We start from the raw sequence: 24,949 nt of genomic DNA on the forward strand, positions 1-24,949 counted from the left end.
GGGTACCGGTCGCCAGTTACCAGTTGCCGTCGCCAGTTACCGGTTACCAGTTGCCGGTCGTCAGTTCAAATGCGACCGGTTCTGTTTCAACCTTATGAAGTTTTCGATTATCTTGGCGTTATGTACAAATTATTCACCGCGCTCTTATTAATAGGGAGTGCAGCAACGATTGCCCAAACAAAGGTGCGCATTACAACCGCCGGAAAAGGCTGGGCCGCCAATTCCGTCAATGCCGTTATTTTCCGCCACAATTCCCTCACCAGCTTTAACAATACCCAGTACATCGCATATTATGATTCCGCCCAACGCCTGGTGATCGGCCAACGGGCAATCGGTTCATCACGGTGGACCTTGCAAACCTCCCCCTATACCGGCAAGGCCACCGATGCGCATAATACCATCAGCATTATTGCCGACGGCGAAGGTTACCTGCATGTATCGTGGGATCACCATAACAATGAATTACGATATGCCCGCAGTGTGCGTGCCGGCTCTTTGGAGCTGACAAATAAACTGCCTATGACCGGCAGTAAAGAGACCAAGGTCACCTACCCCGAGTTTTACCGTTTACCCAATGGCAATCTTCTGTTCCTGTATCGCGATGGCGGCAGTGGCAATGGCAACCTCATGCTGAACCATTATGACACCAAAACCAAAAAATGGACCCAACTGCAGGATGGCTGGATCAATGGCGAAGGCCAGCGTAGTCCGTACTGGCAAATGGCAATAGATAAAGCAGGCACCATACATATCTCCTGGGTATGGCGCGAGAGCCCCGATGTAGCATCCAATCATGATATGATGTATGCCCGGTCGAAAGATGGCGGCCGCAGCTGGGAAAAAAGTACGGGGGAGAAATATGCTTTACCCATTACGGCGGCTACCGCAGAATATGCCTGCCGCATCCCGCAGCACAGTGAATTGATCAACTCAACCTCTATGAGCACGGATGATGCCGGTCATCCCTATATCGCCAGCTACTGGCGCGATTCAACCAGTACCATTCCGCAGTACCGGCTGGTATATCACGACGGACAGCAATGGCGCACGCAACAAATATCGCAGCGCAGGACGCCCTTTTCCTTATCGGGCGGCGGCACGAAACGCATTCCGATATCACGCCCGCAGATCCTGGTTGCCAGTAAAAAGGGCCTTGTACAGGGCCTGCTCGTATACCGGGATATTGAGCGGAAAGAAAAAGCAAGTGTGGCCTATTGTGCTGATATAACGAAAGGGCAATGGCAGGTAAAAGATCTCACCACTTTCCCTGTTGGCTTATGGGAGCCCAGTTATGACAAAGAGATCTGGCAAAAGCGGCAGGTCTTGCATTTATTCATTGAGCGGGTGGAACAGGGTGATGGAGAAACCACCAGGGCTATTCCACCGCAGCCTGTGCAGGTGCTGGAATGGTCAATGAGATAATGTGATAATTTGATAATGTGATAATTTGATAATGTGATAATGAAATGTAATGTGATAATGAAATGCAATGGGTTAATTTATCAATGTGATAATTGGGACAAGTTTTGAAATGAAACGCAATGTGATAATCGGGGTAAGTTGTGATAATACAGGTTCCCGGGTGGCTGGCTTGGTTTAATCCATTAATTGTAGCGTTGGTTCAGGGTATCTATGTAGTTCTTATTGTTTGAGCATGAGCAGGACAATGAAGATAAGAGCTGCTTCGTTAATTGGCCATGATCGAACGCCTTACATCATTATTCAAAAATTACCTGTGGGAATTTCATTGCTGGTCGACCCAGGTGCCCATGGATACAAGTTTGGAAGAAATTAAAAGGCAATTGCCTGCATATATTTCTGTTGACTGGCAGCGCCCCGAACAGTTCGGACAAGGATTATTATACCCGGTGACGCGGATAAAAGGCCACAGGATGAAGCGCAGGCAATATATAGGTTTTGTTGAAGGCGCCTATTGCGGCTGCACATTGATGAGCTGACCGCTAACGGGTTACCACTCATTTGCTTACACGTGCAGTTTAGGTGCTAAGAATGCCCTGTTCGTTTAACCGTTTTTTCTCCGTACATTTAATATACATACCATACATAGTTAAAGCTCCCCATGAAACGGGGAGCTTTTTTAATGTACCTTATCAGGCAGAGCAGCAGGCATATCAACAGATAAAATATTGTAACATGATCGTACTTGATAACGATGCGCAAAAAGTTATTGTACAGGAGGCCGTCAATGCCTATCCAAACGAATGTTGCGGATTTTTATATGGGCATGAAGACAGCAATGGCCGCCGGATCATTACCCTGGCGCGCGAAGCAAAGAACGTGATAGAAGGTGATCAACGGCGGCGTTTCGAGATCTCACCGCACGACTATCTCGAAGCGGAAAAATATGCAGAAGAAAAAGACCTTGAACTACTGGGTGTGTATCATTCTCATCCCAATTACCCCGCTATACCTTCGGAATTTGACCGCGCCGCCGCACAACCTTTCTTTTCATACCTCATCATTTCCGTGAATGAAAAGGAGCCCGGGCCTATCCGCTCCTGGCGTTTAAATGACGACTGGCAGTTTGAAGAGGAGAACAATCATTTGATCGCTTACTGATAAGTTGACAGCTTGATAGAGTTGACAGCTTGCTGCTGTTCACAGGTTGAAAAAGTTGACAGGCTGGTAGAGTTGCTAGGTTGATAAAGTGGCGGGTTGATTTTGATTGGAATTGACGACATTCGCAGAGGGCAATTGAGGCCATTGAGCACTACAATAAACAGAGTGAACCGGCACCCGGCACCCGGTAACCGGCACCCGGTAACTGGCAACCGATGACTGGTAACTGGTGACTGGTAAACGGCAACCGGCACCCGGTAACCGGCAACTGGCAACGGGAATCTGGCACCCGGCAACCGGCACCCGGTAACCGGCAACTGGCAACGGGAATCTGGCACCCGGCAACCGGCACCCGGTAACTGGTAACCGGCAACTGGCAACCGGTCAACCGCAGCCCTGCAACTTTAACAGATCAAGCATGAGTACGCAAATAAGTTTTTCCAAAGAAGAACTCGCCCGGTATAACCGGCACATTATAATACCCGAATTCGGACTGGCCGCACAGGAAAAATTAAAAGCAGCCAAAGTGCTGGTAGTTGGTTCAGGCGGCCTGGGCAGTCCGGTCTTATTGTACCTGGCTGCCGCCGGTATTGGCACCATTGGCATTGTTGACTTCGATGTGGTAGACGATAGCAACCTGCAACGCCAGGTATTGTTTGGCGTACATGAGATCGGAAAACCAAAAGTGGAAGCGGCCAAAGCACGGCTGCAGGCACTGAACCCGCACATAGAGTTTATACTGTATAACACCCAACTCACTTCTCAAAACGCCCTGGACATTATAAAAGACTATGATGTGGTGGCCGATGGCACCGATAATTTCCCCACCCGTTACCTAGTGAATGATGCCTGTGTGCTGTTGGGCAAGCCGAATATTTATGCTTCCATTTTCCAGTTCGAAGGGCAGGTGGCAGTATTTAACTACCGTTACGCCAACGGCGATATAGGGCCGAATTACCGCGATCTGTACCCAACGCCGCCACCACCCGGACTGGTGCCCAGTTGCGCCGAGGGGGGCGTATTGGGCGTATTGCCGGGCATCATCGGCAGTCTGCAGGCGCTGGAGGTCATTAAAGTGATCACCGGGGTAGGAGAGCCCCTGGCCGGTCGTTTTTATATTTTTGACGCCTTGCGTTTCGAAAGCCGCACTTTTAATATTTCCCGCCGCGATGATAATCCGCTGAATGGAAAAAATCCAACCATCACCCAACTGATCGATTATGAACAGTTCTGCGGTGTTAAAGCAGTAGAAAAACCTGTGAAAGAGATCACACCCCGTGAGCTGACCGAATTACAGGAGAAAGGCGTTAGTTACCAGCTGATCGATGTTCGTGAACCCTATGAGTACGACATCGTGAACATCGGCGCCGAACTGATACCGCTGGCCAGCGTGGCCGAACAGGTGGATAAGATCAATAAAAATATCCCCGTGATCCTGCATTGTAAAATGGGCGGCCGCAGCGCCAAAGCGATCCGCGAGCTTGAAGAGAAATTCGGCTTCAACAATCTCTTCAATTTAAAAGGCGGCATTCTGGCCTACATTGAAGAAGTGCAGCCGGAGTTGACAAAGTATTGAATGGGCAATGGTGAATGGTCAATGGTGAATGCCCGCCCAACTGAACGTCGTTCGGGCCGGGTGAATGGGCAATACTGCGAGATCGTTTGCTAAACGAAGTTTCCTCATTTCATATCTGAAATGCGCATAAGTCGGCTTGCAATGGATCGTTTTGGGCTGTATTCCAACCTGACAAGCTGTATGATATCGTTGCAGGCTGTTTTTCCGTTAAAACGGATAACTATAACCTCTTAACAGCTTGTTATCCCGCCATGGCAGGCTGCTTTGCTCTCCAGGTAGGTGATCACCGGAAGAAAACAGCTTTCAGCGGGGTAAAAACAAGCTGCAACGGTCAGCATACACGCAGAAACGATCTGAAGTCAGGTTGAAATGGCAAAAATCCAGCTGTTTTGTGTCCATGGCAGCTTGAAATGGTAGAAAGTCAGCCTGAAATGATAGCAAATCAGCCAGCATGGCTGCATTACAGCTTGTTATTGTAGGAAAACCGCCTGCAATGGCAGAAATGCAAGCAGTTACAACGGTATTCCCGCGTGCAAGGCCTGGAAACAAGCAACCAGCGACTGATAACCGGCGACTGGTAACCCACACCCGAAACCGGCAACCGGCAACCGGCAACCGGTAACCGGTAACTGGTAACCGGGTAACCGGTAACCGGCAACTGGGAAACCGGTAACCGGTAACTGGTACCCGGCAACCGGGTAACCGGTAACCGGAAACTGGTAACCGGTAACTGGTACCCGGCAACCGGTTACTACGAACTCTGAACCCGTTTCATCCTGCTCAGGAACTTTTTCCTGATGACAATTTCGGTGGCGGGAATATTTTCCATTTTACTTTCCAGCCAGCTGATGATATCGAGGTAGGCGAAGGCGCGGGTCTCAAAGCGGTTTGCCTGAAATTGTTTTAACTGTTCCAGCAGCCTGGCGAATTCGGGCCTTAGCTGGCGGGGCGACAAATGGAAAGTCCGGCGCAAAAAGCGAAAGATCTCTTCTTCCACCACACTCAGGTTGCCCATTTTCGCCATAAAGCGGTACACCGATTTAAACAGGTATTCCAGCAATTGATAATTTCCCAGCTCATAGTGCGCTATTAAGTGCAGCAGGCGGCTGTAACACTGCAGGTCGGTACGCAGGTCAACCTTCCAGTTGATGATCTTATTGAGGTAGTCGATCGCCTGCTCATAATGGCCGCTGCCAAAGTACAGGGAAGCGATCTTATAGTAAAACACCAGGATGCGGTGCCGGTCGAGGTAGATCTCGTATTCCTTGAGCTTCTCTTCAATATAAGGTACGAGCTGCAAGCCTTCCGTAAAGGTTCCCTCCATAAAATGCTTGTTGATCTTGCTCAACTGCAGGTATACAAAGGTCTGGATGCGATTGTTGTGGTTATTCACCACCAGTTCGCTGTTTGAAAAAGCTTCGAAGGTGTCGAGCGACTCTTTGAGTTTGTTATAATTCTGCAGATCGAAATGGGCGCCCATGAGATTGTGCATGCCTTTGATATAATGGGCCGTCTCCACTTCAATCATAAATGGTTCTTTTTCAAATAATTCCACCCATTTTTGGGTATAGCGGTAGTACATGAGGAAGTCTTGACGGATGAACGCATGCCAGCAATGGCACTGGTAGCGGTAGAGGCGTTCGTAAAAACCCTTGGCCTCGTCGGCCCCGGCGGGGTAATGCTGGTTAAAGAACTGTTGCACTTCCTTTTCGTCGTTCTCGTCGCGGGCATGGCCATGTTTGATATACCAGCTGTAGAGCAGGAGCGAGAGGTTGCTAAGTTTACTTACCATTACCAGGCGGCGGTTGGTTTCATCCACATCGCAGGTCAGCTGCTCAGCCCGGTCGGTCATACTGCGTGTAATGTGCAGAGCCTCAATCTTTTTCTCGAAAAAAAGCACCTGTAACAGATAGGTGATCTGGTTATTGGCGCGGGCCATGTCCTTCATGCGGTCGAGCATCTTGAGGCTTTGTAGGTAGAGCCCCTTGTTGTATAAGATCCGCGCATGGTCCATCATCTCATGCAGTTGGATATCGATGTTGTTTTCGTTCTTTATAAGTCGTAAACTGCTGAGGATCTGTTTATAAAGATGGGCTTTTATATTTGAAAGCTGTTGCTTTTTCAGGTCTTTATACCGGCTCAATAGTAAATTCTCGTCGTAAGAATCCATTTTATCGAGGGCGTCAAATAGCTGCACGATCTTCAGGTTTTCACTTGAAGAATTACGTTGAACATACAGCTTGAAATTGCGTTTTTCTGACTTTTCCAGGGACTTAATCAGCTGGAACAAGGCATCTGTAGAACGGTTGGGCATCGTAATCGAAAATCATTAAAATCCTTGACCAACAAGGGTTTTAGCCAGGTTGGTACTGGTTAAGTAATGTAAATTAGGTACAAATTTGGTTTTTGCGCTTAAATAAACAGGAATAATTTCGGATCAGCAGGTTGTTTTTCACATTTATAGCAAGCAACACAAAATCGAACAGCCTGCTTTTTTTAAATAAAATCCTACTTTATAGAGATACCTATGCCAAAGAACAAAGTCTATATTTTCGACACAACATTGCGTGACGGCGAGCAAGTGCCAGGCTGTAAATTAAACACTAAAGAGAAGATAGAAATTGCTTTGGCCCTGGAAGAACTGGGTGTAGACATTATTGAAGCTGGTTTCCCCATTTCCTCACCCGGTGATTTCAAAAGCGTGAGTGAAATAGGTTCAGTGATCAAAAATGCAGTGATCTGCGGTTTAAGCCGGGCCGTGCAGAAAGATATCGAAGTGGCTGCAGAAGCACTGAAAACGGCCAAAAGGCGCCGGATCCATACTGGAATCGGAACTTCTGATTTTCACATTAAGTCGAAGTTCAATTCAACCCGCGAAGAGATTATTCAACGGGCAATCCAGGCGGTTAAATGGGCGCGCAACTTTACCGACGATGTTGAATTTTATGCCGAGGATGCCGGCCGTACCGATAATGATTACCTGGCCCGCGTAGTAGAAGCAGTGATCGCTGCCGGTGCTACCACGGTAAATATACCCGATACGACAGGTTATTGCCTGCCGCATCAATATGGCGAAAAGATCGCTTACCTGATCAACAATGTACCCAATATCGACAAAGCAGTGATCAGCTGTCATTGTCATAACGACCTGGGACTGGCGACAGCCAATTCAATTGCCGGTGCCATGAACGGCGCCCGCCAGATCGAGTGTACGATAAACGGATTGGGTGAAAGAGCAGGTAATACCTCGCTCGAAGAAGTGGTAATGGTCATTCAGCAACACCATACCCTCGGTTTTTATACCGATATCAAAACACAACAACTGAACCCGTTGAGCAGACTGGTTTCCGACACCATGCGGATGCCGGTGCAACCAAATAAAGCCATTGTAGGCGCCAATGCATTCTCTCATTCATCCGGTATTCACCAGGATGGGTTCCTGAAAGATGCACAAACCTACGAGATCATCAACCCCGAACAGGTGGGGGCAGATGGCAGTAAAATTGTACTAACAGCGCGCAGCGGCCGTAGCGCTTTAGCCCATCGCTTTCAGAAACTGGGTTTCCAGTTCAACCGGAACGACATCGATGTATTGTACGAACAGTTCCTGAAAGTAGCTGATAGAAAGAAAGAAGTTGAGGATGAGGATCTGAAGGTTCTGGCAAATCAGTATCAGGCCGCCACAGTGTAGTGAGCAGTATTTTCTCATAATCATGTAGTTTTTGTTACGCGTGGTGCGTCTGCACCACGCTTTTTTCCCTGACCCCAGGAGGGGAAAAAGAAAAAGAGAAAAGAATGAAGGAGAAAAGAAAAAAAGATTCAAACGATACCGGAATGAACGGTAAGTTTTTGTACGCTCCGCCAGCCGGCGGACCGGGGGGCAACACTTCTACGTATTATCAACAATTACCTATAAACGTTATTTTATCGCGCCTGCAGGTGCAACCATTGATTGAAAAAGACAGCCCGGAACCACATGTGCCGGATATTATTTTTCAAAGCAAACGGTTAGCGCGCTTGCAGCAATAGTGTATGCATGACAAGCGGGACTGGTGAGTCGGTGTTTTGAAACTACATTTATGGAAAAAAATATTGTTGTTATAGAAGGTGATGGCATAGGGCCTGAGGTAACCCGGCAGGCAGTGAAAGTATTGAATGCCATTGCCGAGCAATTCGGGCATGAATTCAACTACCGGTATTGCTTAATGGGCGCCGATGCCATTGATAAAACCGGCAGCCCCCTGCCCGACGAAACGATTGAAGCCTGCCTTAACAGTGATGGAATCTTATTTGGCGCTATTGGCCATCCTAAATACGATAACGATCCTTCCGCCAAAGTACGCCCCGAGCAGGGCCTGCTCAAATTGCGGAAAAGCTTACAATTGTTTGCCAACATTCGTCCTGTAATCACGTACCCCTCTTTGCAACATCTGTCTCCTTTAAAAGCGCAGCAGCTCGAAGGAGTTGATTTCATAATTTTCAGGGAATTGACCGGTGGTATTTATTTCGGGAAGAAAGAGTTGAGTGAAGACGGAACCCGTGCTGCTGACGACTGCGTATATACGCGCCCGGAAATTGAACGCATCACGCACCTGGCATTTCAGTATGCCGGGAAGCGCCGCAAGAAACTGACTTTGGTTGATAAGGCCAATGTACTGGAAACATCGCGCCTGTGGCGTAAGGTTGTGCAGGAAATAGCTTCACAATATCCAGAGGTCAAGGTCGATTTCCTGTTCGTAGATAATGCCGCTATGCAGATCATCCTGAACCCCAAACAATTTGATGTGATACTCACAGAAAATATGTTCGGCGATATCATCAGTGATGAAGCCAGTGTGATCAGCGGATCGCTGGGCCTGCTGCCATCGGCATCTATCGGGGCCGGAGTGGCGCTGTTTGAACCTATCCATGGTTCATATCCGCAGGCAGCCGGTAAAGACATTGCCAACCCGCTGGGATGTATTCTATCAGCCGCCATGTTACTCGACCATTTTGGACTGGCCAAAGAAGCGGAAGCTGTACGGCTGGGTGTTGAGTGGACCCTGGTGAATGGTTTTGTAACGAAAGATATTGATCCGATCAATTTTTATTTCACATCAACCATTGGTGAGCTGGTAAGCGACTTTGTGGCGAACCGCATACCGGGTGGCGTGAATAAGGCGAATATAGAATTGAGAAAAAGCACGATCATTTAGATTTATGATTTTGAGATTTCTGATTTCGAGATTTTGAGATTTCTGATTTTGAGATTTTGAGATTTGGGGATTTTGAGATTTATCAGATGGTCGCCCGAAAGAAATCAGAAATCCCGCAATCAGAAATCAGAGGATCCGGTTGGTCGGGGGAACAAAATTTTTTAAAGAAGCTCTTTATAATTGAACCGGCGGGTGTATATTTGTGACAACACGAAGTCCTCTTATGCAAAAAAGCAGCTTTAATAACATCATCTCTGTGGTTTCTGCAATAATTATTATTGTGGTGGTGGTGATTATTCCTGCAACGCATGGAGGTGGTGCTTAACGTATAATAATATCAGCATAAAGACCCGCCTCCAACGAGGCGGGTCTTTTTTTTACCCGTGACATGGTTCAGCGGAACAGTAAATGGCAATGGCAACACCAGTTGTCTGAGATCTGTAGATGAGTTTAAAATTTTATTGACCATTGCCCATTGCCCATTCACCATTGACCATTCACGATTACAATAACCTTATTCTAAAAAATGTATAATGGCTTACTATCATAACAATACGATCATTTATCTCAACGGCGTTTTTGTAAAAGCGGCCGAAGCTACGACTGACTTCTACAGCCAGTCACTGCACTACGGCTATGCGGTGTTTGAAGGCATCAGGTCATACCGCACTGTTACCGGCGAAACAAAGATCTTCAAGGCCACCGAGCACTACGATCGACTGAAAAATTCAGCACTTGCCCTGAATATGCCTTATAGCTGGGATAGCAATGAACTCATTGAGGCTACCTACGAGGTATTGGAACGTAATAAGCTGCAGAACGCTTATATCAGGCCGGTAGTGTATGCTCCTGCCAACATGAGCTTCAATCCCAACAATGAATCATATATACTGATCGCCGCCTGGGAAATGGGTTTATTCCTGGGAGAAAAATTACTGCGCGTAATGACCTCTTCCTTTCAGCGCCCGAATCCCAAAGGCTTTCGCATTGAAGCCAAAGCCAGCGGCCATTATGTGAATTCGATCCTGGCCAGCCAGGAAGCCAAAGCTAAGGGATACGATGAAGCCCTGCTTACCGATATGAACGGGTATGTAGCGGAAGGTCCCGGCGCCAATGTATTCTTTGAAAAGAACGGCAAACTGGTAACGCCACCTGCCGGTAATATCCTGCCGGGCATCACCAGGGCAACGGTAATAGAGATTTGTCAGGTACTGAATATCCCTGTGGAAGAGCGCCTGTTCACGACCGATGAATTAAAACAGGCCGATGCCGCTTTCTTTTGTGGCACCGCAGCAGAAGTGATCGGCTGGCAGTCGTACGATGAAGTGACATTCCCCGCAAAGTGGGAAAACACCATCGGCCGCCGGATACAACTGGCGTATAAGGACCGGGTTACGGAAGCTATTAAAGGAGAATTGGTTGACTAAATGGTTGGCCCTCTAACACGCGCGAAGTACAAAGTATAGCAGGAGTTTGAAGGCTCAGATAACGACAAACCACAAACCATAAACCACAAACCGAATAATAGGTTGTAAGAAAAATAAAACACTGATCGATTAAAGTAAAGCGATGGTTGAATTAAACAAATATTCAAAGACACTTACGCAGGATGAAACCCAGCCTGCCGCACAGGCCATGTTGTATGGCATTGGATTAACAGATGAAGATCTGAAAAAAGCACAGGTAGGCATTGCCAGCATGGGGTACGATGGCAACACCTGTAACATGCACCTGAACGACCTGGCTAAGATCGTAAAGGACGGCGTTTGGAGCAACGACCTGGTAGGTTTGATCTTTAATACCATTGGTGTAAGCGACGGTATGTCGAACGGAACTGATGGTATGCGCTATTCACTGGTTAGCCGCGATATCATCGCCGACTCCATAGAAGCGGTTTGCGGCGCACAATATTATGATGCATTGATTGCTATCCCTGGTTGCGATAAAAATATGCCGGGTTCTGTAATGGCCATGGGCCGTTTGAACCGCCCTGCCATCATGGTATATGGTGGAACTATTGCACCAGGTCATTATAAAGGACAGGACCTGAATATCGTTTCTTCCTTTGAAGCATTGGGACAAAAAATTGCCGGCCAGTTGAGCGATGCCGATTTCAAAGGCATTGTAATGAACAGCTGTCCGGGTGCCGGCGCCTGCGGCGGCATGTACACCGCCAACACCATGGCCTCGGCCATTGAAGCGCTGGGAATGAGCCTGCCTTATTCCTCTTCAAACCCGGCCCTGAGTGAAGAAAAGAAAAAGGAATGCCTGGAAGCGGGCAGGGCAGTGCGTAACCTGATGGAAAAAGATATCAAGCCCCGCGATATCATGACCCGCAAAGCCTTCGAGAACGCCATTACAACGATCATGGTACTGGGTGGAAGCACCAATGCTGTTTTACACATGATCGCCATCGCCAAAAGTGTAGACGTTCCCCTGACCCAGGACGATTTCCAGGCGATCAGCAACAAAGTGCCCATGCTGGCCGACTTCAAACCCAGCGGTAAATACCTGATGCAGGACCTGCACGAACATGGTGGATTACCCTCCGTAATGAAATACCTGTTACAAAAAGGACTGCTGCACGGGGATTGCCTCACCGTTACGGGAAAAACACTGGCCGAAAACCTGGCCGGCGTGCCCGACCTCGACTTCAACAAACAAAAAATTATTCTCCCGCTCGAAAATCCCATAAAAGCTACCGGTCACCTGCAGATCCTCTATGGTAACCTGGCTGAAAAAGGCAGTGTGGCCAAGATCACGGGTAAAGAAGGCGAGCGCTTTGAAGGCCCCGCCCGTGTTTTCGACGGTGAGTTTGAACTGATAGCTGGTATCCAGAACAAAAGAGTACAACCCGGCGATGTGGTGGTGATCCGCTACGTGGGCCCCAAAGGTGCGCCCGGGATGCCTGAAATGCTGAAACCTACTTCTGCATTGATCGGCGCAGGCCTCGGTAAAAGCGTAGCCCTTATCACCGATGGCCGCTTCAGTGGCGGTACCCATGGTTTTGTGGTAGGGCACGTTACACCCGAAGCATTTGATGGCGGGGTGATCGCCCTGGTTAAAGATAATGATATCATTGAGCTGGATGCCGTGAAGAATATCATCAATTTGAAAATAAGTCCCGAAGAACTGGCAAAACGCAAAGCGGCCTGGAAACAGCCGCCGTTAAAAGCGAAAAAAGGACTTCTATATAAATATGCGAAGCAGGTAAAAGATGCTTCAGAGGGTTGTGTAACCGATGAGGCGGAATAAACGATGCCGCTTAACCGGACAACATTAGAACAGGAACTAAACGACAATTGAATCACAAAAAAAAGTTTATGAGTACAATCGAAAAGGCACCTGCCAAAGGAAAGACGGAAAAAAAGCCAGCAGTACAAAGTATCAGTGGCTCGGTCGCAGTGTTGGAGGCATTCCTGGCAGAAGGTGTCAGTACCATCTTTGGGTATCCGGGTGGCGCGATCATGCCTATCTATGATGCGCTGTATGATTACCAGGAAAAACTGCGTCATATACTTGTGCGCCACGAACAGGGTGGTATACATGCCGCCCAGGGATATGCGCGCTCATCAGGCGAAGTGGGTGTCGTATTTGCCACCAGTGGTCCGGGCGCCACCAACCTGGTAACCGGTTTGGCAGATGCCATGATAGATAGTACGCCCCTGGTATGCGTAACCGGCCAGGTGTTTGCACACCTGCTGGGTACAGATGCTTTCCAGGAAACGGATGTGATCAATATAACCACTCCGGTTACCAAATGGAACTACCAGGTAACGGATGCTACTGAAATACCTGCGGTAATGGCAAAAGCCTTTTACATTGCCCGCAGCGGCCGTCCAGGTCCGGTGTTGATCGATATCACCAAGAATGCCCAGCTGCAGAAATTCGATTATGAGGGGTATACAAAATGCGACCATGTACGCAGTTACCGGCCGGCTCCCATTGTGCGCAAAGAGTACATTACAGAAGCCGCCAAGCTTATTAACGAAGCAGAAAGGCCATTTGTAATATTTGGCCAGGGCGTAATTCTGGGTAAAGCAGAAAAAGAATTTAAAGCCTTCATAGAAAAAGCAGGCATCCCTGCTGCATGGACCATCATGGGCCTGAGTGCATTGCCTTCAGATCATCCGCTGAATGTAGGTATGCTGGGTATGCATGGCAATTATGGGCCCAATGTATTGACCAATGAATGTGATGTATTGATTGCTATCGGGATGCGTTTCGATGACCGCGTTACCGGCCGTTTGGATAAATACGCCAAACAGGCAAAAGTGATCCACCTCGATATAGATCCCGCCGAAGTTGATAAGAACGTAAAAACCGCCGTTCCCGTTTGGGGCGACTGTAAAGAAACCCTGCCCCTGCTCACAGCGCTGGTAGAACAGAAAGTGTATCCCAGCTGGTTGCAGAAGTTCAAGGATATGATGAAGCAGGAAGAAGAAGCCTGTATCATCCCCGAGCTGAACCCTACTACCGAACAAATGACCATGGGTGAAGTGATAAAAGTGCTGAATGAATTGACCGGCGGTGATGCAGTGATCGTTACAGACGTAGGGCAGCACCAGATGGTAGCCTGCCGTTATGCGAAGTTCACCCAGTCGAAAAGCAATATTACCTCAGGGGGTTTGGGCACCATGGGTTATGCCTTACCCGCCGCCATAGGCGCCAAAGTGGGTGCGCCAAACAGGCAGGTAGTAGCCATCATTGGCGATGGTGGTTTCCAAATGACCATTCAGGAGCTGGGAACTATTATGCAATCAGAGATCGATGTAAAGATCCTGATCCTGAACAACCAGTTCCTGGGGATGGTGCGCCAGTGGCAACAACTGTTCCATGACAAGCGCTATTCGTTCGTGGATATTGCCAGCCCCGATTTTGTGCAGGTGGCCAAAGGATACAATATTCCCGGTAAGAGCATTTCAAAAAGAGAAGAACTGAAGAAAGCGCTGACTGAGATGTTGAACACAAAAGGCGCTTACCTGCTCGAAGTGATGGTTGGAAAGGAGAACAACGTGTTCCCAATGGTACCGCAGGGTTGCAGCGTAGCAGAAATCCGTTTAAAATAAAAAGGTAACAGCGAATGGCTATCACAGAAAATAATACCTGGAATACCGCCCTGTACGATAAAAAACATGATTTTGTTTTTAAGTACGGCGAATACCTGGTGCAGCTGCTTACCCCCAAGGAAGGCGAGCGCATTCTGGATGTAGGCTGTGGCACCGGTTATTTGACCAACCTGATAGCCGCTTCCGGGGCTATGGTCACCGGCATGGATAATTCGATAGACATGATCGCGAAAGCCAGAAGCGAATATCCGCACCTGCCTTTCAGGCTGGCCTCGGTAACGGATTTCAAATTCGAGGAGCCATTCGATGCTTTGTTCTCCAATGCCGTACTGCACTGGGTAACCGAGAAAGAGCAGGCCATTCAAAGCATGTACAACAACCTGAAACCCGGGGGCCGACTGGTGTTGGAAATGGGTGGAAAAGGAAATGTGCAGATGATCATCAATGCCTTGAAGAAAGCCCTGGTAAACCATGGCTACCGGTCGAATGCCGCCCGTGAAATATGGTATTTCCCTTCCTTGAGTGAGTACACCGGCTTGCTCGAAAAACAGGGATTCCGGGTCACCTATGCCGCCCATTATAACCGGGAGACCGAACTGAAAGATACCCAGCATGGAATTAAGGACTGGGTACAGATGTTTGGCGGTGCTTTCCTGGAAGGTGTTGAAGCCGCAGCGAAAGATAATATTTTGGAAGAAGTAGAGGAAACATTGCGGCAGACCCAGTTCAGAAACCAGAAATGGTATGCCGATTATAAAAGGTTACGCGTAGTGGCCATTAAAGAAAACTAAAATTGTTATTCATCATTGGAAACCAAGTCACGGTTCAACACCGCGGCCAGGTTGATAACAAGTTAAATTATGAAACAGGAATTCACCGTTACGGTATATACAGAAAATCAGATCGGGTTGCTGAACCGGATCGCCATCATGTTCTCGCGCCGTAAGATCAATATCGAAAGTTTGAATACCTCGCCTTCTGAAATCGAAGGCATCCACCGGTTTACCATTGTGATCAATGAACTGGAAGAAGTGGTGAAAAAGCTGGTGCGCCAGATAGAAAAACAGGTAGAAGTATTGAAAGCCTACTACAATACCAACGACGAGATCGTTTGGCAGGAGCTGGCACTGTACAAAGTACCTACAGATGTAATTGCAGAAAAGGTAAAAGTGGAAAGATTACTGCGCGAGTACGGCGCCCGTGCCGTAGTGATCAGAAAAGATTACACCGTGTTTGAAACAACCGGTCAGCGCGAAGAGATCAACAAACTGATAACGGTGCTGGAACCATACGGCTTGATTGAATTCGTACGCAGCGCCCGGGTGGCCATCATAAAAGCCAGCAAAGGCTTCCATGACAAACTGAAAGAGTTTGAAAAGAAAGAGCCCAGTGAAGAAGTGATAGAGAACGAATACCTGGGCCAGGGCGACCAGGTGTTTACGATGTAAACGTGAAACGCTTAACGCAGAACGCAAAAAAGCTCGTTAAAAACCAATTATACAGGTGAATGGCATTCACCGGACCAAAACAAAAAACCAATAACAATAAACATTCTCAACAATGGCAAAATTAAATTTCGGCGGGGTGGAAGAAAATGTAGTAACTCGTGAAGAGTTCCCACTTGCCAAAGCGCAACAGGTATTGAAAAATGAAACGGTAGCTGTTATCGGCTATGGTGTTCAGGGACCCGGCCAGGCGCTGAACCAGAAAGACAACGGTATCAATGTTATAGTTGGTCAACGGAAAAATTCAAAAACCTGGGATAAAGCGGTGAAAGATGGATTTGTACCCGGCGAAACATTGTTCGAAATCGAAGAAGCATTACAACGTGGTACCATCATTTGCTACCTGTTGAGCGATGCCGCACAAATTCAATTATGGCCTACTGTTAAAAAGCACCTCACTCCTGGTAAAGCATTATATTTCTCTCATGGTTTCGGTATCACCTTCAATGAGCAAACAGGCATCGTTCCTCCCAAGGATGTAGACGTATTCCTGGTTGCCCCCAAAGGTTCCGGTACTTCTTTACGCCGCATGTTCCTGCAGGGTCGTGGCCTGAACAGCAGCTATGCTATTTACCAGGATGCTACCGGTAAAGCAAAAGAAAGAGTTGTTGCATTAGGTATAGCTGTAGGTAGCGGTTACCTCTTCGAAACTGATTTCAAAAAAGAAGTATACAGCGACTTAACCGGCGAAAGAGGCACCCTGATGGGCGCTATCCAGGGCATCTTCGCTGCTCAATACCAGGTATTGCGCAGTAAAGGCCATACACCTTCAGAAGCATTCAACGAAACGGTTGAAGAACTGACCCAGTCATTGATGCCACTGGTTGCAGAAAATGGTATGGATTGGATGTATGCCAACTGTAGCACTACTGCACAACGCGGTGCCTTGGATTGGTGGAAAAAATTCCGCGATGCAACATTACCTGTATTCAACGAATTATATGAAAGCGTTGCTACCGGTAAAGAATCTCAACGTTCTATCGACAGCAACAGCCAGGCCGACTACCGCGAGAAACTGGAAGCTGAATTGAAAGAACTGCGTGAAAGCGAAATGTGGCAAGCTGGTAAAGTAGTACGCAGCCTTCGTCCAGAGAATCAAAAACCGGCTGAAATAACAGCTTAATAAAGCAAAACGCTGAACGCTTAAGGCCGGTCTCATTGGATCTGGCATTAAGCGCTTAAGCGAAAAGATATTAGCCACCGTTCACAAAAAGCATTTGCGTTTACATTGTTCGCGTTAAGCGTTCGGCGTTAAGCAGCGTTTTTTGATAACTAAAACAACGGTGGCTAATTTTTTTTTAACAGGAAATAATATGAGCACATTCACACATACCAGACCTGAACTGGAGTTTCATAAAGCAGCGCTGCGGTTGAAGAAAGTGGTGACGAAAACACCGCTGATGTACAACCACAACCTGTCGAAGAAATACCAGTGCAGTGTGTATTTGAAGCGGGAAGATCTGCAGGTGGTACGGTCGTACAAACTGCGCGGTGCGTATAACATGATGAGCAGTTTACCGCTCGAGCAGTTACAGCGCGGCGTGGTATGTGCGAGTGCAGGCAATCATGCACAGGGTTTTGCCTACTCCTGTAAAAAGCTGCATGTAAAAGGCGTGGTATTCATGCCGATCATTACACCCAGGCAAAAGGTGAATCAAACCAGCATGTTTGGCGAAGATACGATCGAGATCAGGCTGGTGGGTGATACCTTCGATGACTGCGCCATAGCGGCAAAACAGTTCACCGAAGAAAACGGGATGACATTCATTCCGCCCTTTGATGATTACCGGATCATTGAAGGACAGGGAACGGTTGGTGTAGAAATTCTGGAAGAGCAAACGGATATCGATTACTTATTTGTGCCTGTGGGCGGCGGCGGTTTAAGCGCCGGCGTAGGATCTTACTTGAAGACCTATTCGCCCAGGACAAAGATCATTGGGCTGGAGCCGGAAGGTGCTCCCAGCATGTCTGAAGCATTGAAAGCCGGGGCGCCGGTAACACTGAGCGACATCGATCGTTTTGTGGATGGCGCGGCGGTGAAAAGAGTAGGGGATATAACTTTTTCTATTTGTAAAGAGGTGTTGGATGAGATGCACCTGGTTCCGGAAGGAAAGGCCTGTTCTACCATTTTGAGATTGTACAATGAAGATGCGATCGTAGTGGAGCCTGCCGGTGCTTTATCAATTGCAGCGTTGGATGATTATGCCGCTGAGATAAAAGGGAAGACGGTTGTTTGCATTATCAGTGGCAGCAACAATGATATCGATCGCATGCAGGAGATCAAGGAAAGAAGCCTGCAGTATGAAGGGTTGAAACATTATTTCCTGGTACGGTTTGCACAAAGGCCAGGCGCCCTGAAAGAGTTTGTGAACCATGTATTGGGACCCAATGATGATATTACCAGGTTTGAATACATGCAAAAGCACAACAAAGAAACCGGTCCGGCTTTGGTCGGTATCGAGTTAAAGAAAAAAGAAGACTACGATATACTGTTGCAAAACATGCAACGTTATAATATAGACTATACAGCGTTGAATAAGAATGATACGCTGTTTGGGTATTTGGTATAAACATATGTTTCTGTTTTTAAGTGGTAGCCCCAACGGTAACGTCGGGGCTTTTTATGCTTGCTGAATGCTGAAGGCTGAACGCTAACATGCAACACCGAATGCTGAAGGCTGAACGTGCAACGCTTAATTCAATGCAAAACGCTGGATCGAAAGTCATCGGAATGCAGAGCGTCTGGGCTTTATGTAATAATGCGAGCATTGACCATTGCCAGTGCCTATTGCTCATTGCCTATTGCTTATTGCCCATTGCCCATGGCCTTCATTGTCATTTAAGCTATTTATCAAATTATCACATTAAAAAAGCCCCCCAATGAATGGGAGGCTTTGTAAATAAATCCGACGGACGGTTTTCGAACCAAGGATACTGGATTACGGAAGAGTTGCTACTGTTGCATGATATGGTCTTTTCATCGATATTGGACACCGTCAATGTTTGCCAGGGAACGGATCAAACATTTATGGATCTATCTGGACAAATAAAAAGTTGATTGTCCTCATAGATATCGGATTGGTTTTCCCGGATATTGGAACTAACAGGTTAAAATAGTGCACAGGCCGCTGATATTGGATCTTATACATGCTTTGGCTTTTCCCGGATATTGAACGGATCGTGTAAAAATGTACACGGGACGTTGATATTGGATAGTTGCATGTAATGGCTTTTCCCGGATATTGAAATACAGGGATTGGTCTTTCTTGGATTTTAAAATAATAGGCATACACAGTGCACATGGACTGATATTGGATTATACGTGAACCGGTTTTCCATGGATAATGGAAGGCCGACCCCGGTTTCCCGGGATTCTGATAACAATATTTTTAGCTGATAAAATTTAATGGCTGAGCATTGTTAGGAGCGCGCGTTGCTGATCTATTGACATGAAACTAAAACCTAAAGAAATGAAACTTGGCTATGGCTGTTAAACAACAATGGTTAGAATATTTCGAAGAGTATTTGCTTGTATTGCTAGCTAGAAATATTGGATTTTGCGCTGCAAAGTTACGCCGTTATAGCGCAGCCAACAAATGTGTTTGGTAAAACTTATCAACATTTATAACCCTTATTCACAAACGAATAACGAACGTTATTTAGAACACTGGTGAGCGTTAGTGGCTGTATGATAACGATTTAACAAGTGTATTGCGATCGCCCGCAACAGGCTATTGAACAAACTGCGTTTATCATAGTGGTTTAGTCACCGGGCCTTTGAACGGCTGAAATGAAATTCACCGGAAGCGTTTAGGAAATGTTAAAATGAATGGGATGGTTCCCAAGGTTTGAAATTGCTGGCATGCAGGAAAGGGCGCTCATGATGGGAGGCCGTTTTGACATATACAGTAAGCCGGGGAAGGCACTTCCATCCTGGTTGCTGCTACGCTGCCTTTGCAGTATCAGGAAGTGCAGCGGTGGCGCACGTTAAAACTGTGCACACCTGGCATATGTCACTCCCGGAAGGCTCTTTGAAGGTCTGCCAAACCTGGAAGCAATCAGAGCTGTCCGGCTCCAACCTCGGCTTGCCACCTCGGACTTTCGGCCTTCGACCTCGGTTTCCGGCTTCTGAATTCCGGCCTTCCAGCCTCCGGTTTACGTCGTTAAACAATACTAATACTTGTTTGTCATACATTTTAAAAGTTTACTGCAGGAAACAAGGCGGGAAATATTGCGCAGATCATAAAAAACACTAAATACATATCGCTATTTTGTCAAAAAAATTGCACAAAACACCTGTAAATACCCGTTTTTTTTCGTAATTTCAATCGCTTGCTTGCTATGTAATTAAACGATTTTTACTGATTTTTACTATTTATTGAATATTTTTCAAAAAACTATGCATTTCCATGGCAAGTAACCAGGGTTTATACCATCCTTCGTTTGAGCGTGACGCCTGCGGCATTGGATTCGTAGCCAACATTAAGGGGCATAAAAGCCACCAAAACATCAGCGATGCATTAACCATATTGGAAAATATGGAACATCGCGGAGCCTGCGGTTGTGAGAATAATACGGGCGATGGCGCCGGTATTATGATCCAAACTCCCCACGAATTTTTCTTTGACGAGTGCATTAAGCTGGGCGTGCATCTGCCTGCTTTCGGCCGCTACGGTGTTGGGGTGATCTTCTTCCCCCGCGAGATCCGTTTGCGGGAGGAGTGCCGCGATATCTTCAATCGCGCTGCTGAAAAATTAGGACTGGAGATCCTCGTTTACCGGAAGGTGCCCGTGAATCCGGATGGCATTGGCCCCTCAGCATTGAGTGTTGAGCCTGAGATGGAACAGGTTTTCATTGCCTGCCCCGACCACATCAATAACCCCGATGACTTTGAACGCAAATTATTTGTGCTGCGTAACTACGCCAGCCACACCATCAATAACACCGTAAAGAAAGATGCGATCGGTTTTTACATTGCATCGCTTTCTTACAAAACAGTCGTTTACAAAGGGCAGCTCACCAGTAACCAGGTGCGTCCTTACTTCAACGACCTCACCAACAAAAGAATGGTTTCTGCTTTTGGTTTGGTGCACTCCCGCTTCGCTACCAATACTTTCCCCAGCTGGAAACTGGCGCAGCCATTCCGCTTCATTGCACACAATGGTGAGATCAATACGCTGCAGGGTAACCTCAACTGGTTAAAGACCAGCGAACACGGTTTCACATCGCCATACTTCACCAACCAGGAAATGGAAATGCTGCTGCCGATCGTAACCGCCAATCAAAGCGACTCTGCCTGTTTGGATAATATGATCGAGCTGCTGGCACTGACCGGCCGTTCATTACCACATGTAATGATGATGCTGATCCCCGAAGCATGGGATGGTAATGATCAAATGGATCCACTGAAGAAAGCGTTCTACGAATACCACGCTTCTATCATGGAACCCTGGGATGGTCCCGCTTCTATTTCTTTCACCGATGGAAAGATCATTGGCGCTACGCTCGACAGGAACGGTCTGCGCCCTTCAAGATATTGTGTTACCAATGACGATCGCGTGATCATGGCTTCTGAGACCGGCGCCTTACCGGTTGATCCTGCCATCATCATTGAGAAAGGCCGCTTGCAACCCGGTAAAATGTTCGTGGTAGATATGGAACAGGGCCGCATCATCAGCGATGAGGAACTGAAAAATGATATCTGCTCACGCAAACCTTATGGCGACTGGTTGAATCAATACAAGATCCGTTTGGAAGAACTGGATGAACCCCGTGTTGCATTCACCCACCTTTCAGATTCTTCGATCCTGAAATACCAGAAAGCGTTCGGTTATTCAACGGAAGACATCGATGATATCATATCGCCCATGGCTGTTGACGGCAAAGAGCCGATCGGTTCAATGGGTACCGATACGCCGCTGGCTGTATTGAGCGATCAGCCGCAGCATATCTCTTCTTACTTCAAACAATTATTCGCACAGGTAACCAACCCGCCCATCGATCCCATTCGCGAACGCATGGTAATGAGCCTGGCTACCTTTGTTGGAAATAACGACAACTTATTACTCGAAGATCCCAAACATTGCCATACCGTGGCATTGAAACATCCGATACTTACCAGCACGGAACTGGAGAAGCTGCGCAGTATCGATACCGGGATCTTCCAGGCAAAAACATTGCAGACCTACTTCAGGGCCGATGGTAAACCAGGCTCGCTGAAGAAAGGGCTCGACAGGCTTTGCCGCTACGCAGAAGACGCCGTACACGACGGATTCGAAGTGTTGATCCTTTGCGACCGCGCAGTGGATTCTGATCACGCCGCCATCCCTTCCTTACTGGCCACGGCCGCTGTACATCACTATCTTATCCGCAAAGGCCTGCGTGGTAAAGTGGGTATCGTGGTAGAAGCCGGCGATGTATGGGAAGTACATCACTTTGCCTGTTTGCTGGGCTTTGGCGCCACAGCCATCAATCCATACCTGGCGCTGGCTACCATCCGCAACATGAAAGTGAACAACACGCTGCAAACAGAACTTACCTGGGATCAGCTGCGTAAGAATTATATCAAAGCAGTTTGTGACGGTTTGCTGAAAGTGTTCTCAAAAATGGGGATCTCTACCCTGCAATCGTACCAGGGCGCCCAGATCTTCGAAATACTTGGTTTAAATAAAGACCTCGTTGATAAATGTTTCACCGGCGCCGTTAGCCGTATCGAAGGCATCGGCCTCGATGAACTGGCAAAAGAAGCGCTGGCCAAACATTGGTTTGCCTTCAGCCGCAAGGATATACCTGTAGAGCGTTTACCCGTTGGTGGTGTTTACCAATGGAAACGCAAAGGGGAGTATCACCTGTTCAATCCAACCACCATTCACCTGTTGCAGTATGCAACCCGGATGAATGATTACAATACGTATAAGAAATATGCTAAAGCGGTAAACGAGCAGGCAGAGAAAGCGGCTACCCTGCGCGGCATGTTCCAGTTCAAAGTGAACCGGCCTGCCATTTCTATCGATGAGGTAGAACCGGCTGAAAGCATTTTGAAACGTTTTGCTACCGGCGCCATGAGCTTTGGTTCTATTTCATGGGAAGCCCATACTACACTGGCCATTGCTATGAACCGCATAGGCGCCAAGAGCAATACCGGTGAAGGGGGTGAAGATGAAATTCGTTATACGCCATTGCCTAACGGCGACAGTATGCGCAGCGCCATTAAACAGGTCGCCAGCGCCCGCTTTGGTGTAACAAGCTATTATTTAACAGAAGCGGAAGAGCTGCAGATCAAAATGGCACAGGGTGCTAAACCTGGTGAAGGTGGTCAGTTGCCTGGCCATAAAGTAGATGAGTGGATCGGTAAGACCCGTCACTCTACACCAGGTGTAGGTTTGATCTCGCCGCCACCGCACCACGATATTTATTCTATTGAAGACCTGGCCCAGCTGATCTTCGACCTGAAGAACTCGAACCGCGCAGCCCGCATCAACGTAAAGCTGGTATCTAAAGCCGGTGTGGGTACTATTGCAGCCGGTGTGGCGAAAGCCAAAGCCGATGTGATCCTGATCTCAGGTCATGATGGTGGTACAGGTGCTTCACCGATCAGTTCTATTAAACACGCCGGTTTGCCATGGGAGTTAGGTTTGGCCGAATCTCATCAAACCCTCGTGAAAAATAAATTACGCAGCCGCGTGGTCGTACAGGCCGACGGTCAAATGAAAACAGGCCGCGATATCGCTATCGCTACCCTGTTGGGTGCTGAAGAGTGGGGTGTTGCAACCGCAGCGCTCGTAGTGGAAGGTTGTATCATGATGCGTAAATGTCACCTGAACACCTGCCCGGTTGGGGTAGCTACCCAGGATCCTGAACTGCGCAAACGTTTCGCAGGAAACGCCGATCACGTGGTGAATTTCTTCAAATTCCTTGTACAGGACCTGCGTGAGATCATGGCTGAACTGGGCTTCCGCACCATTAATGAAATGGTTGGACAAGCCGATTGCCTGGAAGTACGCGAAGGCATTACTCACTGGAAAACCAGCAAGCTCGATCTGTCGCCCATCTTATATAAAGAGCCGGCTGCTGCTTACACTGGTCTGTATAAAATGGAAGAGCAGGATCACGGTATTGCTGATGTGCTTGACTGGAAACTGCTGGCTGCTGCAAAACCAGCGCTGGAAAAGCAGGAACGCATTTCCGCTTCCTTCCCAGTGAAGAATACCGACAGAACCATCGGTACCATCTTATCGAACGAGATCTCAAAGAAATATAAAGCCGAAGGATTACCGGATGATACCATTCACTTCAACTTTAATGGTACGGCCGGACAAAGCTTTGGGGCTTTCAATACCAAAGGCGTGACCCTTGAACTGGAAGGTGATGCCAATGACTATTTTGGTAAAGGATTGAGCGGCGCGAAGCTGATCGTATATCCGCCCAAGCAGTCGAGCTATGTACCTGAAGAGAACATCATCATCGGTAACGTAGCTTTCTATGGCGCTACCTCCGGTGAAGCTTATATCAGGGGTAAGGCCGGTGAACGTTTTGGCGTTCGTAATTCAGGCGCCCAGGTAGTTGTAGAAGGAGTAGGCGATCACGGTTGTGAATACATGACCGGGGGCCGTGTGGTGATCCTGGGAGCTACAGGCCGCAACTTTGCAGCCGGTATGAGTGGCGGTATTGCTTATATCTATGATGTGAAGGGGCAATTTGCTTCTTTGTGCAACCAGGAAATGGTTGACCTCGATCCGTTGGATGCGGAAGATGCGCAAGCGCTGAATGATATGATCACCCGCCATTACGCATATACCGGTAGTACCGTTGCCCGTTTTGTGTTGGATGATTTCGAGAACCAGTTGAAGAACTTCATCAAAGTGTTCCCGAAAGATTACAAGAAGGCATTGCAGGATAAAGCAAAAGTTAAACAGGGAGCCAAAAAGAAATAATTGGCAATAGCTGCGCAGTGATGAAGGCCCTGAAGTGAGTGACACAAGTAAAGCTGAGAGTAGCACAGCAGCTGGTAACAAACAACATTAA

At 47.6% G+C, this 24,949-nt stretch carries 16 protein-coding genes; 15 read left to right on the forward strand and 1 reads right to left on the reverse strand.

What is annotated here, in order from left to right:
* Nucleotides 1-120: 120 nt before the first annotated feature.
* From JT717_RS18150 to moeB, 4 genes are all read left to right on the forward strand, one after another.
* Nucleotides 121-1,422 (forward strand): BNR repeat-containing protein, encoded by a 1,302-nt coding sequence (locus JT717_RS18150; protein ID WP_205512177.1) that lies wholly within the window; start codon nt 121-123, stop codon nt 1,420-1,422.
* A gap of 275 nt (nt 1,423-1,697) precedes the next feature.
* Nucleotides 1,698-1,958, forward strand: coding sequence for a hypothetical protein (locus JT717_RS18155; RefSeq protein ID WP_205512178.1), 261 nt, complete (start codon nt 1,698-1,700; stop codon nt 1,956-1,958).
* A 196-nt stretch (nt 1,959-2,154) separates the two neighbouring features.
* A complete protein-coding gene (locus JT717_RS18160) occupies nt 2,155-2,580 on the forward strand; it encodes a M67 family metallopeptidase (protein ID WP_205512180.1) in 426 nt (141 codons plus the stop codon).
* Nucleotides 2,581-2,998: 418 nt separating this feature from the next.
* Entirely contained in the window at nt 2,999-4,156 is a 1,158-nt protein-coding gene (gene moeB / locus JT717_RS18165; protein WP_205512182.1) for a molybdopterin-synthase adenylyltransferase MoeB, read from the forward strand.
* Nucleotides 4,157-4,907: 751 nt separating this feature from the next.
* Here the strand turns inward: moeB and JT717_RS18170 are convergent.
* The gene (locus tag JT717_RS18170; RefSeq protein WP_205512184.1) at nt 4,908-6,470 is read right to left on the reverse strand and encodes a hypothetical protein; all 1,563 of its coding nucleotides are present in this window, start codon (nt 6,468-6,470) and stop codon (nt 4,908-4,910) included.
* Nucleotides 6,471-6,683: 213 nt separating this feature from the next.
* Here JT717_RS18170 and JT717_RS18175 point away from each other — a divergent pair, with 213 nt between their 5' ends.
* The 11 genes from JT717_RS18175 (at nt 6,684) to gltB (ending at nt 24,858) form a co-directional block, all read left to right on the forward strand.
* Nucleotides 6,684-7,847 (forward strand): 2-isopropylmalate synthase, encoded by a 1,164-nt coding sequence (locus JT717_RS18175; RefSeq protein ID WP_205512186.1) that lies wholly within the window; start codon nt 6,684-6,686, stop codon nt 7,845-7,847.
* Nucleotides 7,848-7,951: 104 nt separating this feature from the next.
* On the forward strand, nt 7,952-8,185 hold the full coding sequence (locus JT717_RS18180) for a hypothetical protein (protein WP_205512188.1): 234 nt from the start codon (nt 7,952-7,954) through the stop codon (nt 8,183-8,185).
* Between the two features lie 50 nt (nt 8,186-8,235).
* Nucleotides 8,236-9,351 carry a 3-isopropylmalate dehydrogenase gene (gene leuB, locus JT717_RS18185; RefSeq protein ID WP_205512190.1) on the forward strand — a complete coding sequence of 372 codons (1,116 nt, stop codon included), beginning with the start codon at nt 8,236-8,238 and terminating at the stop codon, nt 9,349-9,351.
* Between the two features lie 533 nt (nt 9,352-9,884).
* Complete coding sequence (locus JT717_RS18190) at nt 9,885-10,778, forward strand: branched-chain amino acid transaminase (RefSeq protein WP_240348222.1); 894 nt, start codon at nt 9,885-9,887, stop codon at nt 10,776-10,778.
* Nucleotides 10,779-10,920: 142 nt separating this feature from the next.
* Nucleotides 10,921-12,606, forward strand: coding sequence for a dihydroxy-acid dehydratase (gene ilvD / locus JT717_RS18195; protein ID WP_205512191.1), 1,686 nt, complete (start codon nt 10,921-10,923; stop codon nt 12,604-12,606).
* Between the two features lie 68 nt (nt 12,607-12,674).
* Nucleotides 12,675-14,420 (forward strand): biosynthetic-type acetolactate synthase large subunit, encoded by a 1,746-nt coding sequence (gene ilvB / locus JT717_RS18200; RefSeq protein WP_205512193.1) that lies wholly within the window; start codon nt 12,675-12,677, stop codon nt 14,418-14,420.
* Nucleotides 14,421-14,434: 14 nt separating this feature from the next.
* A complete protein-coding gene (locus JT717_RS18205) occupies nt 14,435-15,211 on the forward strand; it encodes a class I SAM-dependent methyltransferase (RefSeq protein WP_205512195.1) in 777 nt (258 codons plus the stop codon).
* A 69-nt stretch (nt 15,212-15,280) separates the two neighbouring features.
* On the forward strand, nt 15,281-15,868 hold the full coding sequence (gene ilvN, locus JT717_RS18210) for an acetolactate synthase small subunit (protein ID WP_205512197.1): 588 nt from the start codon (nt 15,281-15,283) through the stop codon (nt 15,866-15,868).
* A 112-nt stretch (nt 15,869-15,980) separates the two neighbouring features.
* Nucleotides 15,981-17,048, forward strand: a complete 1,068-nt coding sequence (ilvC, locus tag JT717_RS18215; protein ID WP_205512199.1) for a ketol-acid reductoisomerase — start codon at nt 15,981-15,983, stop codon at nt 17,046-17,048.
* A gap of 190 nt (nt 17,049-17,238) precedes the next feature.
* On the forward strand, nt 17,239-18,495 hold the full coding sequence (gene ilvA / locus JT717_RS18220) for a threonine ammonia-lyase (RefSeq protein WP_240348224.1): 1,257 nt from the start codon (nt 17,239-17,241) through the stop codon (nt 18,493-18,495).
* Between the two features lie 1,839 nt (nt 18,496-20,334).
* Nucleotides 20,335-24,858 carry a glutamate synthase large subunit gene (gltB, locus tag JT717_RS18225; RefSeq protein WP_205512201.1) on the forward strand — a complete coding sequence of 1,508 codons (4,524 nt, stop codon included), beginning with the start codon at nt 20,335-20,337 and terminating at the stop codon, nt 24,856-24,858.
* Nucleotides 24,859-24,949 lie beyond the last annotated feature (91 nt).

The sequence above is a fragment of the Longitalea arenae genome (assembly GCF_016924755.1).
GTDB lineage: Bacteria > Bacteroidota > Bacteroidia > Chitinophagales > Chitinophagaceae > Niastella > Niastella arenae.

Bases quoted from the DNA above. Each gene is read 5' to 3' on its own strand.
- JT717_RS18150 (WP_205512177.1), top strand. From the start codon at position 121: ATGTACAAATTATTCACCGCGCTCTTATTAATAGGGAGTGCAGCAACG.
- JT717_RS18155 (WP_205512178.1), top strand. From the start codon at position 1,698: ATGATCGAACGCCTTACATCATTATTCAAAAATTACCTGTGGGAATTT.
- JT717_RS18160 (WP_205512180.1), top strand. From the start codon at position 2,155: ATGATCGTACTTGATAACGATGCGCAAAAAGTTATTGTACAGGAGGCC.
- moeB (WP_205512182.1), top strand. From the start codon at position 2,999: ATGAGTACGCAAATAAGTTTTTCCAAAGAAGAACTCGCCCGGTATAAC.
- JT717_RS18170 (WP_205512184.1), bottom strand. From the start codon at position 6,470: ATGCCCAACCGTTCTACAGATGCCTTGTTCCAGCTGATTAAGTCCCTG.
- JT717_RS18175 (WP_205512186.1), top strand. From the start codon at position 6,684: ATGCCAAAGAACAAAGTCTATATTTTCGACACAACATTGCGTGACGGC.
- JT717_RS18180 (WP_205512188.1), top strand. From the start codon at position 7,952: ATGAAGGAGAAAAGAAAAAAAGATTCAAACGATACCGGAATGAACGGT.
- leuB (WP_205512190.1), top strand. From the start codon at position 8,236: ATGGAAAAAAATATTGTTGTTATAGAAGGTGATGGCATAGGGCCTGAG.
- JT717_RS18190 (WP_240348222.1), top strand. From the start codon at position 9,885: ATGGCTTACTATCATAACAATACGATCATTTATCTCAACGGCGTTTTT.
- ilvD (WP_205512191.1), top strand. From the start codon at position 10,921: ATGGTTGAATTAAACAAATATTCAAAGACACTTACGCAGGATGAAACC.
- ilvB (WP_205512193.1), top strand. From the start codon at position 12,675: ATGAGTACAATCGAAAAGGCACCTGCCAAAGGAAAGACGGAAAAAAAG.
- JT717_RS18205 (WP_205512195.1), top strand. From the start codon at position 14,435: ATGGCTATCACAGAAAATAATACCTGGAATACCGCCCTGTACGATAAA.
- ilvN (WP_205512197.1), top strand. From the start codon at position 15,281: ATGAAACAGGAATTCACCGTTACGGTATATACAGAAAATCAGATCGGG.
- ilvC (WP_205512199.1), top strand. From the start codon at position 15,981: ATGGCAAAATTAAATTTCGGCGGGGTGGAAGAAAATGTAGTAACTCGT.
- ilvA (WP_240348224.1), top strand. From the start codon at position 17,239: ATGAGCACATTCACACATACCAGACCTGAACTGGAGTTTCATAAAGCA.
- gltB (WP_205512201.1), top strand. From the start codon at position 20,335: ATGGCAAGTAACCAGGGTTTATACCATCCTTCGTTTGAGCGTGACGCC.